The organism is Roseibium sp. RKSG952 (genome assembly GCF_009711355.1).
This window is the reverse complement of sequence record NZ_SMMF01000953.1, coordinates 117,117-134,306: the sequence shown is the minus strand read 5'-3', so window position 1 is coordinate 134,306 and position 17,190 is coordinate 117,117. Positions and strand designations below refer to the sequence as shown.

At 56.9% G+C, this 17,190-nt stretch carries 18 protein-coding genes; 13 read left to right on the top strand and 5 right to left on the bottom strand.

Translation table 11 applies throughout. The features are described 5' to 3' along the window. Positions 1–21: 21 nt before the first annotated feature. The 7 genes from E1297_RS35460 (at position 22) to smpB (ending at position 5,018) form a co-directional block, all read left to right on the top strand. Positions 22–666 (top strand): queuosine precursor transporter, encoded by a 645-nt coding sequence (locus tag E1297_RS35460; RefSeq protein WP_155146509.1) that lies wholly within the window; start codon positions 22–24, stop codon positions 664–666. A 262-nt stretch (positions 667–928) separates the two neighbouring features. Then, complete coding sequence (gene arfB / locus E1297_RS35455) at positions 929–1,348, top strand: alternative ribosome rescue aminoacyl-tRNA hydrolase ArfB (RefSeq protein WP_155146507.1); 420 nt, start codon at positions 929–931, stop codon at positions 1,346–1,348. A gap of 60 nt (positions 1,349–1,408) precedes the next feature. Further along, on the top strand, positions 1,409–2,155 hold the full coding sequence (locus tag E1297_RS35450) for an SDR family oxidoreductase (protein ID WP_155146505.1): 747 nt from the start codon (positions 1,409–1,411) through the stop codon (positions 2,153–2,155). 28 nt (positions 2,156–2,183) lie between these two features. Further along, a complete protein-coding gene (locus tag E1297_RS35445; protein WP_155146503.1) occupies positions 2,184–3,200 on the top strand; it encodes a P1 family peptidase in 1,017 nt (338 codons plus the stop codon). A 112-nt stretch (positions 3,201–3,312) separates the two neighbouring features. After that, a complete protein-coding gene (locus tag E1297_RS35440; protein WP_155146501.1) occupies positions 3,313–3,726 on the top strand; it encodes a cytochrome c family protein in 414 nt (137 codons plus the stop codon). 214 nt (positions 3,727–3,940) lie between these two features. Further along, positions 3,941–4,483 (top strand): isopentenyl-diphosphate Delta-isomerase, encoded by a 543-nt coding sequence (gene idi / locus E1297_RS35435; protein WP_155146500.1) that lies wholly within the window; start codon positions 3,941–3,943, stop codon positions 4,481–4,483. 58 nt (positions 4,484–4,541) lie between these two features. Next, positions 4,542–5,018, top strand: coding sequence for an SsrA-binding protein SmpB (smpB, locus tag E1297_RS35430; protein WP_155146499.1), 477 nt, complete (start codon positions 4,542–4,544; stop codon positions 5,016–5,018). A gap of 16 nt (positions 5,019–5,034) precedes the next feature. On the opposite strand, the gene glpK is transcribed toward smpB, so the two are convergent. The 3 genes from glpK to panB all read right to left on the bottom strand — a co-directional run bounded on the left by glpK (position 5,035) and on the right by panB (position 8,269). Continuing rightward, positions 5,035–6,513 (bottom strand): glycerol kinase GlpK, encoded by a 1,479-nt coding sequence (gene glpK, locus E1297_RS35425; RefSeq protein ID WP_155146498.1) that lies wholly within the window; start codon positions 6,511–6,513, stop codon positions 5,035–5,037. Between the two features lie 68 nt (positions 6,514–6,581). After that, positions 6,582–7,433 (bottom strand): pantoate--beta-alanine ligase, encoded by an 852-nt coding sequence (panC, locus tag E1297_RS35420; protein WP_155146497.1) that lies wholly within the window; start codon positions 7,431–7,433, stop codon positions 6,582–6,584. Then, complete coding sequence (panB, locus tag E1297_RS35415; RefSeq protein ID WP_155146496.1) at positions 7,430–8,269, bottom strand: 3-methyl-2-oxobutanoate hydroxymethyltransferase; 840 nt, start codon at positions 8,267–8,269, stop codon at positions 7,430–7,432. Before panB ends, panC begins: the two co-directional genes overlap by 4 nt. Before the next feature lie 171 nt (positions 8,270–8,440). On the opposite strand from panB, the gene E1297_RS35410 reads away from it, so the two are divergent. Beyond that, a complete protein-coding gene (locus tag E1297_RS35410) occupies positions 8,441–9,928 on the top strand; it encodes an ABC transporter substrate-binding protein (protein WP_155146495.1) in 1,488 nt (495 codons plus the stop codon). Positions 9,929–9,968: 40 nt separating this feature from the next. Here E1297_RS35410 and E1297_RS35405 read toward each other — a convergent pair whose 3' ends face one another. After that, entirely contained in the window at positions 9,969–10,295 is a 327-nt protein-coding gene (locus tag E1297_RS35405; RefSeq protein WP_155146494.1) for an SH3 domain-containing protein, read from the bottom strand. 132 nt (positions 10,296–10,427) lie between these two features. On the opposite strand from E1297_RS35405, the gene E1297_RS35400 reads away from it, so the two are divergent. From E1297_RS35400 to E1297_RS35380, 5 genes are read left to right on the top strand one after another with little or no spacing between them, the layout of a single operon-like run. Next, entirely contained in the window at positions 10,428–11,375 is a 948-nt protein-coding gene (locus tag E1297_RS35400; RefSeq protein WP_155146576.1) for an ABC transporter permease, read from the top strand. Next, the gene (locus E1297_RS35395) at positions 11,372–12,187 is read left to right on the top strand and encodes an ABC transporter permease (RefSeq protein ID WP_155146493.1); all 816 of its coding nucleotides are present in this window, start codon (positions 11,372–11,374) and stop codon (positions 12,185–12,187) included. Before E1297_RS35400 ends, E1297_RS35395 begins: the two co-directional genes overlap by 4 nt. After that, positions 12,184–13,782 (top strand): ABC transporter ATP-binding protein, encoded by a 1,599-nt coding sequence (locus E1297_RS35390; protein ID WP_155146492.1) that lies wholly within the window; start codon positions 12,184–12,186, stop codon positions 13,780–13,782. Before E1297_RS35395 ends, E1297_RS35390 begins: the two co-directional genes overlap by 4 nt. 36 nt (positions 13,783–13,818) lie before the next feature. Beyond that, positions 13,819–15,270, top strand: coding sequence for an aldehyde dehydrogenase family protein (locus E1297_RS35385; RefSeq protein ID WP_155146491.1), 1,452 nt, complete (start codon positions 13,819–13,821; stop codon positions 15,268–15,270). Next, the gene (locus tag E1297_RS35380) at positions 15,263–15,778 is read left to right on the top strand and encodes a hypothetical protein (protein ID WP_155146490.1); all 516 of its coding nucleotides are present in this window, start codon (positions 15,263–15,265) and stop codon (positions 15,776–15,778) included. Before E1297_RS35385 ends, E1297_RS35380 begins: the two co-directional genes overlap by 8 nt. Here E1297_RS35380 and pncB read toward each other — a convergent pair. Then, a complete protein-coding gene (gene pncB, locus E1297_RS35375) occupies positions 15,775–17,067 on the bottom strand; it encodes a nicotinate phosphoribosyltransferase (protein WP_155146489.1) in 1,293 nt (430 codons plus the stop codon). The two genes, E1297_RS35380 and pncB, sit on opposite strands and share 4 nt — an antisense overlap. Positions 17,068–17,190: the final 123 nt, after the last annotated feature.

Genomic DNA, 17,190 nt, shown 5'->3' with positions numbered 1-17,190 from the left:
TGTCAAAACGGGCATCTGAAAATGCAACGCGCTTATATACCCGGCATTATTGCCATGGCCGCCATTGTTGTGGCCTCGAACATTCTGGTTCAGTTTCTGCTGCTCGATGGTCTGTTGACCTGGGGCGCATTTACGTATCCGCTGGCCTTTCTGGTCAATGACATCATGAACCGCGTCTACGGCGTTGGCCCGGCCCGCAAGGTCGTGTTTGCCGGCTTTCTGACCGGTGTCGTCTGCTCGCTGATCGGTACACAGATCATGCTTCAGGGCGACGGCTTTACTTATGCTGCCGTACCATTGCGGGTCGCCGTTGCATCGGGAACGGCTTTCCTGATCGCTCAGTTGGCGGACATCACCGTATTCAATTCGCTGCGTGGCGGGCGTTGGTGGCGTGCACCGCTGGCATCGACGCTGGTCGGATCGGCGCTGGATACCACGCTGTTCTTTACCATCGCCTTCTCGGCTTCGGTCACAGTATTCGGCGCTGATGCGGATGCTGCGATTAGCTGGGCGTGGGAACCTGTTCCATTCATGCTGTCGGGCCCGATGGCGCCGCTTTGGGTGACACTGGCCTTTGCAGACTGGCTGGTGAAACTGTCGCTGGCTCTGATCGCGCTGATCCCGTTCAAGGTGATCGTTGCGCGGCTGACTGCGCAGGCTGCGTAAAAAAGTGCTTTGAGAATGGCGCATCTTGTGTCAGGCTCAAAGTTAACCGCAACAGATAGAAAAGGAGGTGATCCAGTGTCGAGAAAGAGATTGGAGAGAGGTGTCGGAACAACCGGGGGGAAAACCTGCTGAGGCAGCCCTTGGCGGAGCGCTCGCTCCGGCTGGTCGATTGATCTAACCGACCCCACCTCCTATGCTTTCGAAGGGCCGTTCCATTGGGGCGGCCCTTTTCGTTCCCGAAACCGGATCTTAATATTGCGCCATGTTACGCGTTTCAGACGATATCATCCTACAGGACTGGGAAATGACCGAGAGCTTTGTACGCTCATCGGGCCCCGGCGGGCAGAACGTGAACAAGGTCTCGACCGCTGTTGAATTGCGGTTCGAGGCCGCGCGCTCACCCTCTCTGCCGGATCCGGTCAAAACGCGGCTCAAGCGGTTGGCCGGTCGGCGCTGGACCAAAGAGGGGGCGATTATCATCCAGTGTGAGGAAACCCGATCGCAGGCACGCAACCGCGAGATCGCCCGGACACGTCTGGCAGAGTTGATCGCCCGTGCTCTGGTCAAGCCCAAGCGGCGGATTGCCACCAAACCCACCTATGGATCGGTCAAACGCCGGTTGGCAGCCAAAAAAGCACGATCGGATGTGAAGGCGATGCGTGGTAAAGTCTCTGAAGATTGATCTGGTATCTTTTTGAGGCATTGCTAGTCTGCCCCACAACACGGATCAGAGGGCAAGATCATGAGGTTAGAGGGAAAAACCGCAATCGTGACCGGTGGCGCCTCCGGTTTTGGTGCCGGGATTGTCGAGAAATTCCTGGTCGAGGGCGCCCGTGTGATGATCGCGGATATCAATGGTGAAGCGGCCGCTGAACTGGCACATCGGCTCGGGCCTCAGGCAGTCTCGCAGCAGGTCGATGTTGCAGATGGCGCGTCAGTACAGGACATGGCGGATGCTGCACTTACAGAGTTCGGACATCTCGACATTCTGGTGAACAATGCCGGCGTCACACATTTGCCAACCCCGTTGGAAGATGTCAGCGAAGAGGATTTCGACCGCGTTTACAACGTGAACATGAAATCGGTGTATCTAACCGCGCGCGCCCTGATGCCACATATGAAGTCACGAGGGGTTGGCGCGGTTCTGAACGTTGCTTCAACCGCTGGATTGTCGCCGCGCCCAAATCTCAATTGGTACAATGCCTCCAAAGGCTGGATGATCACCGCCACCAAGACCATGGCCGTCGAACTTGCGCCCGCTGGCGTGCGCGTGAATGCAATCTGTCCGGTGGCGGGTGAGACTCCCTTGCTGAAATCATTCATGGGGGAAGACACGCCCGAAATTCGTGCCAAATTTCTGTCGACGATTCCATTGGGTCGATTCTCGACGCCAGAAGATATGGCCAACGCCGCTTGTTTCCTGTGTTCGGACGAGGCCAGCATGATTACCGGAGCCGCGCTGGAAGTGGATGGCGGGCGGTGCATCTGACCTCAAACTGTTTAGTGGAGGTAACACGATGACCCCCGGACCCAGAAACCTGATTACTGATGTGCCTGGCTTGTTGGTCGGCAACGCCCAGGACGCGGTCCTGAAATCCGGGACAACTGTTCTGACCGCGGAAGAACCATTTGCTGCGTCGGTTCATGTAATGGGCGGTGCACCGGGAACACGGGAAACCGATCTTCTGGCGCCGGATAAAACGGTGTCTCGCGTGGATGCGATTGCCTTGTCCGGCGGATCAGCCTTTGGCCTCGACGCCTGTTCAGGTGTCTCGGATGCATTGCGGCGCCGGGAGCGTGGATTTCCTGTCGGCAACGCAATCGTACCAATTGTTCCCGGCGCGATTTTGTTCGATCTGCTCAACGGCGGTGACAAGAATTGGGGTGACAACCCCTACCGTGCGCTCGGGCAGGCAGCATTTGAATGCGCTTCGCAGGATTTCGCCCTTGGAACCGTTGGGGCGGGAACCGGAGCATTGGCCGCCATGCACAAAGGTGGGCTTGGTTCAGCCTCGATGCGAATGGATAACGGCATCACGGTGGGTGCGTTGGTTGCGGCCAATCCGCTAGGCAGTGTTGCCACACCGGGGGATAGCCATTTCTGGGCTGCACCATTCGAGATCGGAGACGAGTTCGGCGGGCTTGGCCCGGATCCGTCATCGGGGCTGGGGCGTCACCCGTTCAGCCGCAAAGCCGAAGCAATGCGCCCCGCCGCGCCAGAGCAAACCAATACAACAATTGCAATTGTGGCAACCGATGCTGCCCTCACCAAGCCGCAGTGCCATCGCCTATCGGTGGCTGCGCATGACGGGATCGCGCGGGCCATTGTCCCGGCACATACTCCGGGCGATGGGGATCTCGTGTTCGGGGTCAGCACGGGAGCGCGTACTTTGGAAACCGATGCAGAACTTGGCCTTCTGGGTCATATCGCATCGCTGTGTCTGGCCCGGGCCATTGCACGGGCAATCTATCTTGCGACGCCCGCAGAAGGGGACCTGCTGCCCTGTTGGTCGGAATTGCACGACATCGATTGACTTTGGCGTATATGCCGCAGCGACACTCTGCCATCGCGCGGCAATCTGCGCGTTGACTCTCCCCCGTGCCAGCGCTCCATTCAGATCAGCCAATACGTATCGGAGCAAAGCTATGAATCGCATCCTCGCAACAGCACTTGTGGGCCTTTTGGCCGTACCCGCCTATGCCGAAGGCGATGCAGAGGCTGGCAAGAAAACCTTCAACAAATGCAAATCCTGCCACATGATCGCTGATCCTGACGGTGAGGTGATCGTCAAGGGCGGTAAAACCGGGCCGAACCTGTATGGTATCGCAGGACGCACTGCAGGTACCGTCGAGGGCTTCAAATACGGCGACAGCATCGTGGAAGCCGGGGAAAACGGACTGGTCTGGGATGAGGCAAACTTTGTCGAATATGCGCAGGATCCCAAAGCGTTCCTGAAAGACTATCTGGGCGAAACCTCTGCCAAATCAAAAATGACCTTCAAGCTGAAGAAGGGTGCAGAGGACGTATACGCCTATATCGTCAGCGTTTCGGGCGAATAACGCCTGGTCCTAAATCGTTTCCAAAGTTCTGAGAGGCCGCAGCACCTGCGGCCTTTCGTGCGCTTGATCATAAGCAGGATCAGCGCCACCTTGGGGATACGCGGATTGTGGTGCTACCCACGCCCGTACTTTGCAATGAAACGCCAAGCCGACCTGGCCACAGCCACACCCGCCATTGCCGCCCAAAAGCGGTCAGGCAGCAGGAGACGTTAAAATGGGAATCATGATCCCGGCCTGGGTTGAGGGCGAACTGACGCCCGTGGACAAGCTGGAGGCGCATGAAAAGGGCCTCAAGCACAAGGCTGTGTCGGTGTTTGTCGTCAGAGGAACCGAGATTCTGATGCAACGCCGGGCGCTGGGCAAGTATCACACGCCCGGCTTGTGGGCGAATACCTGTTGTACGCATCCCGACTGGGATGAAAGCGCATCCATCTGTGCGGTACGTCGCCTGCGTGAAGAACTGGGTATCGCGGGGCTCTATCCCGAATATCGTCACAGGCTGGAATACCATGCAGATGTTGGCAACGGTATGGTCGAGAACGAAGTTGTCGACGTGTTCCTTGCCCATTCGCGAGGTCCGCTGAAAATCGAGCCTAATCCAGACGAAGTCATGGATATCCGGTGGGTCGACTACCATGATCTTCTGGCCGAAGTGCAACGCCACCCCGAGCGTTTCACGCCATGGCTCAAAATCTATCTGCACAATCACGCGGATACGATTTTTGGCCCTGATCTGATCATGTCAGCACATTCCTGACGGCCAAAGTTAAACCCTGCCTTGCAAGGGGCGCCCAAGCCGCCTAAATCAACGCGTCATGGCCAAGCAAAAGACAGACCCGAATTACAAGGTAATTGCCGAAAACCGGCGTGCGCGCTTCGATTACGCAATCGAAGACGATCTTGAGTGCGGCATTGTGCTGGAGGGATCCGAGGTCAAATCCCTGCGTGCGGGTGGTTCGAACATTGCTGACAGCTATGCATCGGTCGATGACGGAGAGCTGTGGCTGGTCAACAGCTATATCGCGCCCTACGAACAGGCGAAGGTTTTCAAACACGAAGAGCGCCGCCGCCGCAAACTGCTTGTTTCCCGCAAGCAGATGTCTGATCTTTGGAACGCGACACAACGCAAAGGTATGACGCTGGTGCCGCTGGTTCTGTATTTCAACCACAAAGGCCGGGCCAAGATTAAGATCGGGATCGCAAAGGGTAAGAAAACCCACGACAAACGCGAAACTCAGGCCAAACGTGACTGGTCACGCCAGAAACAGCGGCTGATGAAGGATCACAGCTGATCCTTCATCTTAAGTTCTAGAATGCCATTGCTGCCGAAACTGCGCGTTTCCAGCGGTCATATGCAGCATCGCGATCTTCAGCGGACAGTTCCGGTTCGAATTTCCGATCCAGCGCCCAAGTCTGAGCAAACCCCGCCTGATCCGGATAGACTCCGGCCCGCATTCCCGCCAGCCATGCTGCGCCCAATGCTGTGGTTTCCTGCATAACTGGGCGATCTACGGGTGCCCCAAGAAAATCCGACAGACCCTGCATGGCCCAGTCAGATGCGCTTGCGCCCCCATCAACCCGTAACGTGACATCGGTATCTGCGCCCCAGTCGCCCTGCATCGCGTGCCACAGGTCGCGGGTCTGGAACGCGATGCTTTCCAGCGTGGCGCGGGCCAGTTCGGCGCGGCCTGAGTTTCGTGTCAGGCCAAATACAGCGCCCCGGCAATCCGGTTGCCAATAAGGGGCGCCAAGTCCGGTAAAGGCCGGAACCAGCACCACATGCTGGTTCGGATCGGCCTGTGCGGCCAGTTCACCGCTTTGCGGTGCTGTCTCGATGATCTGCAGCGCATCGCGCAACCACTGGACGGCAGCACCCGCGATAAAGATTGACCCTTCCAGCGCATAGGTGCGCTGACCATCCAGCTGATAGGCAATGGTGGTGAGTAGACGGTTCTTTGACTCCACCGGCTCGGTTCCGGTGTTCAACAGCGCAAAACAGCCGGTGCCATAGGTGGATTTCATCATTCCAGGCTGGAAACATGCTTGGCCAATGGTGGCGGCTTGCTGATCTCCTGCAACGCCCAATATCGGAACTTCCCCTCCGAACAGGGTCGTGGTTCCGAAATCCGCAGCGCAATCCTTTACTTCTGGCAGCATCGCCATCGGAACGTCCAGCAGATCACAGATTTCTTCGCTCCAGATCCCTTTGTGGATATCAAACAAAAGGGTACGTGCAGCGTTTGTTGCATCGGTCGCGTGAACACGGCCTTCGGTTAGGCGCCAGATCAGGAAGCTGTCGATCGTGCCAAACAGCAATTCTCCGGCCGTGGCGCGATCTCGCGCACCCGGGACTGTGTCTAGCAGCCATTTAACCTTGGTCCCCGAGAAATACGGGTCCAGCAGAAGCCCTGTCTGTGCGGTCACATCATCTTCGCAACCCGCCTGACGAAAACGTTCGCAGATCTCGGCGGTTCGCCGGTCCTGCCAGACAATGGCGTTATGAATAGGTTCTCCGGTTGTCCGGTCCCAGACCACTGTGGTTTCCCGCTGGTTCGTGATCCCGATCCCGGCAATCTGCTGGGCGGTGACACCTGCGTCGGCCATAACTTCGCGGCAAACGGTCAGGACACTGTCCCAAATCTCTTCCGCATCATGTTCAACCCAGCCTTCCTGCGGGAAATGCTGAGTGAACTCACGCTGTGATGTCCCGACACGCTGCATCTGCGCGTCAAACAGAATCGCGCGCGAGGACGTCGTGCCCTGATCAATCGCCAGAATATAGGTCATGCCTGCTCTCCCCCGTTTGGTTTTGCGGGACTTTAGCGCAAACAGTTGCGGTCGTGCCAGAGCGGAAATCAGCTGTTGGGAACAGCGATATTGTCGATCAGACGCACACCGTCTGCCCATGCGGTGACAAAGAGACGGGCAGGGCGGTTGGCATGGGGCAAGGCCTCCAAGGTCTCGGCGCAGCGCAGATCGATATACTCGACCTCGGTGAACCCGGCATCCAGCAACGCGGCCTCTGCTTCTTTGGCCAGTTCGCCAAAAGGTTCGCCCCGGGGCAGCCGTTCTGCAAGCTCACGCATGATGGTGTTCTTTCGGGCCGCAATCGTCAGACCCTCGGGCGACAGACGCAGATTGCGGGAGGACATCGCCAGACCCGAAGGCTCGCGCACGGTCGGGCAGCCAATCACGTCGATGGGAATGTCCAGATCCCGGGCCATGCGCCGTACGATCATTAGCTGCTGATAGTCTTTTTCCCCGAAATAGGCTCGATCAGCCTGCGTTTGCAGGAATAGCTTGGCCACGACGGTGGCGACCCCGTCGAAATGCCCGGGACGGAAGGTACCCTCCATCACATCCGTCAGACCTGCTACCGAAACGGTGGTGGCGAAACCCGCGGGATAGATCTCTTCAGGTTCCGGTACGTAGATCGCATCAACGCCATAGGGGGCCAGCTTCTCTGCATCTTCGTTTTCGGTACGCGGATATTTGGCCAGGTCCTCGGGGTTGTTGAACTGCTTGGGGTTTACAAAGATCGTGACGATCACCCGATCACAGTCTGCCTTGGCAGCCTCAACCAGCGAAAGGTGACCCTGATGCAGCGCCCCCATCGTGGGAACAACACCAATGGTCTCACCGACGCGTTTCCAGGCATTGGTCTGAGTGCGCAGTTCTGCCAGTCGGCGCAGGATCGGCGCGGTCATGCCTTGGATCCTTTGGCCGGAGCCTGATCGGAAAATACGTGTTCATCAGCAGGGAATGCGCGTGCGCGTACATCGGCTGCATATTCCGCGATTGCCGCCTCGGCCTGTGGGCCAAGATCAACATAGCGTTTGACGAATTTCGGTTTGAACGCAGTGAAAAAGCCCAGCATGTCGTCAACGACCAGAATCTGTCCGTCACACCCCGCGGATGCACCAATGCCGATGGTTGGGATCGCAATCTCGGCGGTGATACGGTCAGCTAACCCCTGCGGAACTTTCTCTAACACGACAGAAAATGCGCCTGCTTCGGCCACCGCGCGGGCGTCTGCCAGGACGGCCTCGGCCTGCTCATCCCTGCCCTGCACTTTGTAGCCGCCCAGCGTATTGATCGATTGTGGCGTCAGACCGATATGCGCCATCACCGGGATACCGCGCTTGACCAGAAAGCGAATGGTCTCGGCCATTTCAACCCCACCTTCCAGCTTGACCGCGCCTGCACCGGTTTCCGACATCAGCCGAGCTGCATTGCGGAAGGCCTGCGCCGGATCGTGTTCGTAGCTGGCAAAGGGCATGTCGATGACCATCATCGCCTTTTCCAGACCGCGCGCGACAGCCTGGCCATGCATTATCATCATCTCCATGGTCACGCCAAGGGTCGAGGTCAGACCGTGCAGCACCATACCAACACTGTCGCCGACCAGAACAAAGTCACAATGGTCGTCCATCAACCGTGCCATGGGCGTGGTATAGGCGGTCAGGCTGACCAACGGTTCGCTGCCTTTGCGGGCGCGAATATCCTCGGCGTTCGGGGCTTTCTTGCGGGCGGTGGCGCTCATGCTCGCTCCTGCGGTGTTCATGTTGCAGCGCGGCATAGCAGATCGTGCAGGGGCAGAGAAACCCCGGTTGCGCGAACATTTCCTTGAATGACCCAAGGTTTAAAGGGACATTGTTTCCAGTAAGGCCCTTTTGATGCGTGGGCTGAACAAAATTTATGGGGAGAGATTTTTATGACTCAGCAGATGTTACGATCATTTGCATCGGCCTTGGCCGTTGGTGCCAGCCTGATTGCAACCCAGGGCTTGGCGAAATCGGATATCACCATCGCTATGCAGCTGGAGCCGCCACACCTGGACCCGACCAGTGCCGCCGCACAAGCCATCGATTCGGTTGTCTACACCAATATCTTTGAGGGCCTGACCCGTTTCAAAGGCGATGGTTCAGTCGTTCCCGGACTCGCCGAAAGCTGGGAGATTTCTGATGACGGCAAGGAATATACGTTCAGGCTGCATGACGGAGTCACCTTCCATGACGGGTCTGTCATGGAAGCCGAGGATGTCAAATTCAGCCTCGACCGGGCTTTGGGCGAAGACAGCGCCAATGCACAGAAAGCCCTGTTTGCTGGAATTGAAAGTGTCGAAATCGTTGACCCGCTGACAGTGAAAGTCACGTTGTCCGAGCCGAACGGCAACTTCCTGTTCAACATGGCCTGGGGTGATGCAGTTATCGTTTCTCCCGACAGCATTGACGACATCAAGACCAATCCGGTTGGAACTGGCGCTTTCACATTCGGCGAATGGGTGCAGGGGGACAGCATCACGCTGAACCGAAATCCGGATTATTGGGGCGATCAGCCGGCACTTGAAAGCGCGACATTCAAGTTCATCTCGGACCCGACCGCTGCCTTTGCCGCAATGATGGCCGAAGACATCGATGCGTTCGACAATTTCCCGGCACCTGAAAACCTTCCGCAGTTCGAGGCCGACCCCCGGTTTCAGGTTTTGGTCGGATCGACCGAGGGTGAGACGATCCTGTCCACCAACAACAAGCAACCTCCCTTTGATGATATCAGGGTGCGTGAGGCGGTTGCCCATGCCATTGACCGGCAGGCCATCATCGATGGCGCAATGTTCGGATATGGCACGCCCATCGGCACACATTTTGCGCCGCACAATCCGGCCTATGTCGATTTGACGGGAAACTCGGCTTACGATCCTGAAAAGGCCAAGGCATTGCTGGCCGAGGCAGGTTTTGCCGATGGATTTGAAACCACACTGCATCTGCCTCCACCATCATATGCGCGGCGCGGAGGAGAGATCGTTGCAGCCCAATTGGCAGATGTCGGTATCAACGCCGAGATCATCAATGTTGAATGGGCGCAATGGTTGGAAAGTGTGTTCAAGGGCAAGGATTTTGGCCTGACCATCGTCAGCCACACCGAACCGATGGATATCGGCATCTACGCGCGGCCTGACTATTACTTCCAGTATGACAGCCTGGATTTCCAGACCGTGATGGACACGCTGAACTCGACAACGGACCCCGAAGAGCGAGCGAAACTGCTTGGCGAGGCGCAGCGCCTGATCGCTGAGGATTATGTCAACGGGTACCTCTTCCAGCTGGCCAAGCTGGGTGTCGCAAAGGCTGGTGTTCAGGGTTTGTGGAAAAATGCCCCCACAGCCGCGATTGATCTGACCGAAATCAGCTGGTCAGAGTAACAGACAAAACCGGGGTCACTATGTGATCCCGGTTTCTAATTTATCCGGCGCCGTCTATCAGCCAGTTGCTGTGAACCCAGCCCTTCTGGCGCGGCTGGCCATAATACACCCCTACCCATTTCCCATTCCGGGCGCAGGTGCGGACCTGATTGCCGTTGTGCAGCTCATCAATCTTGCGAAAATCTGATCCCGGTCCGGTACGTACCGCCAGAAAGCCGTCACCGTTGGGGTCGAGGCCAGATACGATGCTGCCTGCGCAGCCAGCGGCTTGCCCGTCCTCGACTATGGAAAAATCTACATCCAGTTGCTGCGCTATCACAGGACCTGCCAATAGGCACAAAATGCCGACCAATGTAGGTGTCTTCATCGTAAATTCCTTTTTGAGATAATATTTAGAGTCTAATTGAGGGAATTTGCCCGAACAAGGATCGTGCGACCAAAGTTCGATCCCTCAATGTGGCGCTGGACCAGCAGGAAATCCCGGCCTAACGTGACGCTGATGCTTCGCTTTGCGCTTAAACGTTTGATTTCCCTCATCGTCAGCCTTGCTGTCGCCTCAGTGGTTATCTTCGCCTTGATCGAGGTGGCACCGGGCGATCCGGCATCCTTCATGCTGGGCGTAAATGCTCAGCCCGAGACATTGGCCGCCCTCAGATCCGAACTGGGACTGGATGTCTCCCAGACCCAGAGGTACTTCAACTGGGTCGGGGGAATGCTGTCCGGGGATTTCGGGACGTCATATACCTATCGCACGCCCGTCTCTCAGATGATTGCAGATCGTATGTGGGTGTCGCTTCCTTTGGCACTGTATGCGCTGACCTTATCCACGTTGATCGCCTTTCCGGCTGGTATCTATGCCGCAGCACGACGGGGCAGGCCCGGTGACCTGACGGTGATGGGGGCCACACAGCTAGGGATCGCGGTTCCGAATTTCTGGTTTGCCATGATGCTGGTTCTGATCTTTGCCATCAACCTGCGCTGGTTCAATGCCGGTGGCTTTGTCGGTTGGGACAAGGGGATATGGGCAGGCCTTCACTCGCTGACATTGCCCGCTATTGCGCTTGCCCTGCCGCAGGCGGCCATTTTGGCGCGGGTGATGCGTTCAGCCTTGCTGGACATTCTAGGCGAGGATTTCATGCGTACAGCCAGGGCCAAGGGCCTGTCACGTCGGCAGGCATTGTGGCGGCATGGGGTTCGCAACGCGTTGATCCCGGTTCTGACCATCATCGGGCTGCAGTTTTCCTTTCTGTTGGCGGGATCAATCATCATCGAGCAGGTGTTCTATCTGCCCGGTTTGGGGCGATTGGTGTTCCAGGCAATCTCGGCCCGCGACCTGATCGTGGTTGAATCCGTGGTGATGTTGCTGGTTTTCGCAGTCATCATGGTAAATTTTCTGGTCGATTTGGCCTATGCGGCTGTTGATCCCCGGCTGAGGAACAGAACATGAGCCGCAACCTGATCCTCGGCGCGGCTCTATCGTCGCTGGTCCTGCTTGCAGCGCTGATCTCGTTTATCTGGACGCCCTATGACTATGCGGCGATGAATATCCCGGACAAGCTGCAGCCACCCAGCGCTCAGCACTGGTTCGGTACGGACCATTTCGGGCGCGATATGTTCTCGATGATCATGGTGGGTGCGCGGACTTCGATTGCTGTTGCTTTGGTGGCTGTTGGTATTGGCATGGCGTTGGGTGTGCCGCTGGGGTTAACCGCTGCGGCGCGCAAAGGCTCGTGGCTGGATGAGTTGATCATGCGCGGCAATGATCTGGTCTTTGCCTTCCCATCGCTGGTTATAGCCATCCTGATCACTGCCGTATTCGGTGCTGGTGCGATCAACGCGATCATCGCCATCGGCATTTTCAACATACCTGTTTTTGCGCGGATCACGCGCGGAGCGGCCCTGTCCCTGTGGGAACGTGAATTTATCCTTGCCGCCCGCGTCGCCGGTAAGGGTGCGGCCCGTATATCTGCCGAACATATCCTGCCCAACGTGGCCAATCTGCTGATCGTTCAGGGGACCATTCAATTCTCGCTGGGAATTCTGGCCGAGGCGGGCCTTTCTTATGTTGGTTTAGGTGCGCAACCTCCGACGCCCAGCTGGGGTCGAATGCTGGCAGATGCGCAGACAATGGTCAGTTTTGCCCCGCATTTGGCTCTGATTCCGGGTGGGGCGATCATTGTGACCGTGCTGGGGTTGAACTTGTTGGGTGACGGTTTACGCGACTTTCTGGATCCTCGCATCAGGGTGGCGCGCGCATGAGCTTGTTGCAGATCGAAAACCTGTCTCTATCGATTCACGAGGCTGAAATCCTAAAACAGGTTAGCCTGTCGATTGCCCCGGGTGAGATCGTGGCAGTGACTGGCGAAAGCGGATCGGGGAAATCCATGACCGCTTTGGCCGTCATGCAGTTGCTGCCAGACGGAGCGGTGGGCAAAGGTTCTATTGTGCTCAATGGGCAGGAGCTGCTGGACCGCCCCGAGGCTGAGATGTGCGCCCTGCGCGGGGCTTCCATCGGGATGGTGTTTCAGGAACCGATGACTGCACTCAACCCCGTCAAGACAATCGGAGATCAGGTGATGGAAACCATCCTGATCCATAAGGCAATGCCTGCTGACAAAGCCCGAGAGCGCGCGCAGGAAGTTCTGATCCGCGTGGGGCTGCCACCTGACAAGTTTCCAATGTCCCGGTACCCACACGAGTTATCAGGGGGACAACGCCAGCGGGTTGTGATTGCGATGGCTATTGCTTTGCGACCAAAACTACTGATTGCGGATGAACCGACCACAGCCCTGGATGTGACGACGCAGGCCCAAATTTTGGATCTGCTGAAAGGGCTGGTCACGGAATACGATATGGGTCTGCTGATGATTACCCATGATCTGGCCGTTGTCTCGGACATGGCTGATCAGATCGTGGTAATGCGCCATGGCGAAGTTGTTGAAAGTGGTGCAACCGATCATTTGCTGCGCAACATGCAGCATCCGTACACCCGCATGCTGTTCGAGGCATCGGAGCATCAGGTTAACCTGCCTGAGTCTTATGAAACCAAACCCCTGCTTCAGGTGACTGGCGTTGTGCGCGACTACCGTCTGCCTCGAAAACAGTTGTTCCAGACCCCCGGTACGCACCGTGCTGTTGATCAGGTGAGTTTCGTGTTGAACCGAGGTGAACGCCTGGGACTTGTAGGAGAGTCCGGTTGTGGAAAATCGACCCTAACACGGGCTATTTTGGGGCTTGAAGAGGTTCAGAGCGGACAAATCCTGTTGGATGACCAACCGGTATTCTCTGGCCACAAACCCAATTTCGCGGTCCGCCGAAAAATGCAGGTGGTGTTTCAGGATCCATTCGGCAGCTTCAATCCCCGGCATCGTGTTTCACGCCTGATAACTGAGCCGTTTTATCTGCTGGAAGATCCGCCACGCGGCTCGGATCGACAAGATCGCATCGCCGAAATGCTCGGCGCTGTTGGTCTCAGCGCGGATGATGCGAACAAGTACATTCACGAATTCTCAGGTGGTCAGCGTCAGCGCATCGCGGTCGCACGCGCGCTGATTACCCGCCCTGAACTGATCCTGTTTGATGAAGCGGTCTCGGCGCTCGATGTGTCTGTCCGGGCTCAGATCCTGGATCTGCTGGCTGAGCTTTGCGAGGCCTATAACCTGACCTATCTCTTCATCAGCCATGACCTGAGTGTAGTCCGGACAATTACGGACCGTGTGATGGTGATGCAGGCGGGGAAGATTGTTGAACAGGGTGAAACCGAACAGGTTTTTACGGATCCACAGCATTCCTACACTCGGAAGCTAATCGCGGCAGCGCCCAGATTGCCGGAAATAGGTCGAGGCGCAGCATGAAAACAACTTTGTTAGAGCCTATTGGAGGATGAACTGATGAACAGCCCGATTTGGTTCGACCCGAGTCTTTGCCTGATTGGTGGAAATTGGAAACCTGCAACATCTGGTGAGACTCTCCCACTGATCAACCCTTCTGATGGATCGGAACTCTGCCAGATCGCACGTGGTGGCGAACAGGAAATCAATACGGCGGTCAAAGTGGCGCGTGTTGCTTCAGATAGCGAATGGGGGCGAATGACGGCGCTGGAACGCGGACGTATTCTGACACGCCTCGGACAGCTGGTATTGGAACGTGTTGACGAGCTCGCCGTGCTTGAGGCGATGGATGTCGGCAAACCTTTGACACAGGCGCGGGCTGATGCTGTTGCTCTGGCGCGGTATTGCGAGTTCTACGGTGGTGCGGCGGATAAGGTGATGGGCGACACCATTCCATATCTCGACGGCTACACAGTTTATACCCTGCGTGAACCACATGGGGTTACGGGCCATATCGTGCCTTGGAACTATCCGATGCAGATCATTGGCCGATCAGTAGGTGCCGCGCTGGCCATGGGCAATGCCTGCGTTTTGAAACCCGCGGAAGAAGCCTGCCTGACCGCTCTGGCCTTTGCCCATCTGGCGATCGATGCCGGATTGCCGGCCGGGGCGTTGAATGTAGTACCGGGGTTAGGTGCCGAGGCGGGCGCCGCGCTGTCTTCTCATCCGGATGTCGATCATATCTCGTTCACCGGTTCGGTTGCGACCGGTGCACTTGTTCAGCAGGCCGCGGGGCGCAATGTGGTTCCGGTTACGCTCGAGCTTGGCGGAAAATCACCGCAACTTGTCTTTGATGACGCCGATCTGGATGCGGCACTGCCGTTTCTGGTGAATGCGGGCATCCAGAACGCAGGTCAGACCTGCTCTGCATCTTCGCGTATCCTTGTGCAGTGCGGGGTCTATGATGAAGTCAGATCAAGGATGGCCCAGGCTTACGCAGAACTGACCGTGGGGCCGGCCAGGGATGATCTGCGCCTCGGCCCGCTGATATCCGAGCGCCAGAAACAGATTGTGACTGGCTTTCTTGATAAGGGATCTGACTTGAGTATCGCCGCCCAGGGAGAAGTGGTGGCAACTGCCCCGGATACAGGCGCCTATGTGCGACCTACATTGTTTGCGGATGTGCCAGCCGATCACACGCTTGCCCGGGATGAAATTTTTGGCCCGGTGCAGGTTCTGATCCCATTCGATACCGAAGAACAGGCTCTAAATATAGCAAATAGTACCGATTATGGCCTTGTCGCAAGCATCTGGACCAGAGATGGCGCAAGGCAGATGCGGCTGGCAAAGCAGCTTAGATCGGGACAGGTTTTCATAAACAACTACGGAGCTGGTGGAGGCGTGGAGCTGCCGTTCGGCGGTGTTGGAAAATCCGGCCACGGCCGCGAAAAGGGATTCGAGGCGCTATATGGTTTCTCGCAACTGAAAACGGTCGCAGCCTATCATGGCTAAACTGGGCGTGTTTTTGATGTTGCTGACCGTCGCAATGTTGGCGGCTGGATTGTTTGGCGCCCTGCACAATCAGGTTAGTTACACCGTTGGCCCGGACTATTTCCACCGATTCAAATTTCGGCAATTTGCGATTCCTCCCGAGGTCCCGCCCCGGATTGGGGCGGCCATCGTGGGGTGGCGCGCGAGCTGGTGGATGGGGTTGATCGTTGGACTACCGCCCTTCCTCCTTGGGTTGCTGCTATTGTCACCGGCTGGAAAGCTCTGGTCTGCAGGGCTGCGGGCGATTTTTGTAGTATTCCTGATCACGGCGCTCGCCTCGGGGATCGGATTTGCCTTTGGCCTGATAGCTGTGGATCAGGAAGCTGCTGCTCAAATCGCCCTGCCTGAGACGATCCGGAACCCAGTCGGCTTTTTGCGCGCCGGGGCAATGCATGACGCCAGCTATATCGGTGGGTTTGTCGGTGTATTTGCCGCGATCTGGGTGATCTTTCGGGCCAGCAGGCCCTAGACGATCACCTCGATCGCTTGCTGAGCACCGACACCAAAAACCCGCTTATAGCGTTCGATCTGTTCTGAAGGACCCATCGCCTTTTCAGGGTTGTCCGACAGTTTGACTGTCGGTCGACCATTGGCTGACACTGCCTTGCAGACCAGGGAGAACGGCGCCAAAGCGTCATCAGGTACAAGGCCGCGGAAATCGTTGGTCAGCAGCGTGCCCCAACCAAAGGAAACCTTGGTGCGGTGCGCAAACTGGCTGTGAAGCTCACGAATTTTGTCCACATCCAGCCCGTCCGAGAATATGACCCGCTTTTCCAATGGATCTTCGCCACGGGATTTCCACCAGGCGATGGCGGTCTCGGCCCCGGTTGCCGGGTCACCGCTGTCGATACGGATACCGGTCCAGCCCGCCAACCAGTCCGGCGCGCGATCCAGAAAGCCCTGAGTCCCATAAGTATCAGGCAGGATGATCCGCAGGTTGCCGTCATGCTCTTCGTGCCAATCGCTCAGAACATCATAAGGGGCTTGCGCCAGCGCGGCATCGTCCTCGGCCAGCGCGGAATACACCATGGGTAGTTCATGAGCATTGGTCCCGATGGCCTCGACCTCGCGCCGCATGGCGATCAGGCAGTTCGAGGTTCCAGTGAAGGCGCCACCCAGCCCTTCGATCATCGCCTGCACACACCAGTCCTGCCAAAGGAAGGAATGCCGCCGCCTTGTGCCGAAATCTGCGATCCCCAAGCCCTTAATCGTGCGCAGTTGATCGATCTTTTCCCAAACGCGGGTCATTGCCCTTGCATAGAGCACCTGCAATTCAAACCGGCGCATATCATTCAACACAGCGCGGGAGCGCAGTTCCATCAGCACAGCAAGCGCCGGGATTTCCCACAGCATGACTTCGTGCCATTTACCTTCAAAAGTCAGCTCGTACTGATCCCCTTTGCGTTCAAGATGATATGGCGGAAGGCGTAGATTCTCGAACCATTCCATGAAGTCCGAGCGGAACATCTGTCGTTTGCCATAGAACGTATTCCCGCGCAGCCAGGTGCTTTCACCGCGGCTGAGGCTGAGTGAGCGGATGTGATCCAGCTGTTCGCGTAGTTCCCCTTCATCGATCAATCGCGCCAAAGGGACATGATTCGACCGGTTGATCAGCGAAAATGCAACATCCGTTTGGGGCTTATTTCGAAACACTGACTGGCACATCAGCAGTTTGTAGAAATCTGTGTCGATCAAAGACCGGACAATGGGGTCAATCTTCCATTTATGATTGTAGACCCGCGTTGCGATGTCGACCATGTGGAACTCCTGCGATTTCCGTTGTTAGATCAATCGATGCGGTGAATGGCAAGAGTCGCTAAAATGGTGACAATGCCTAGGTCAGGTCACATTGCGGGCATATTGTGAGTTCGTTTCACCATT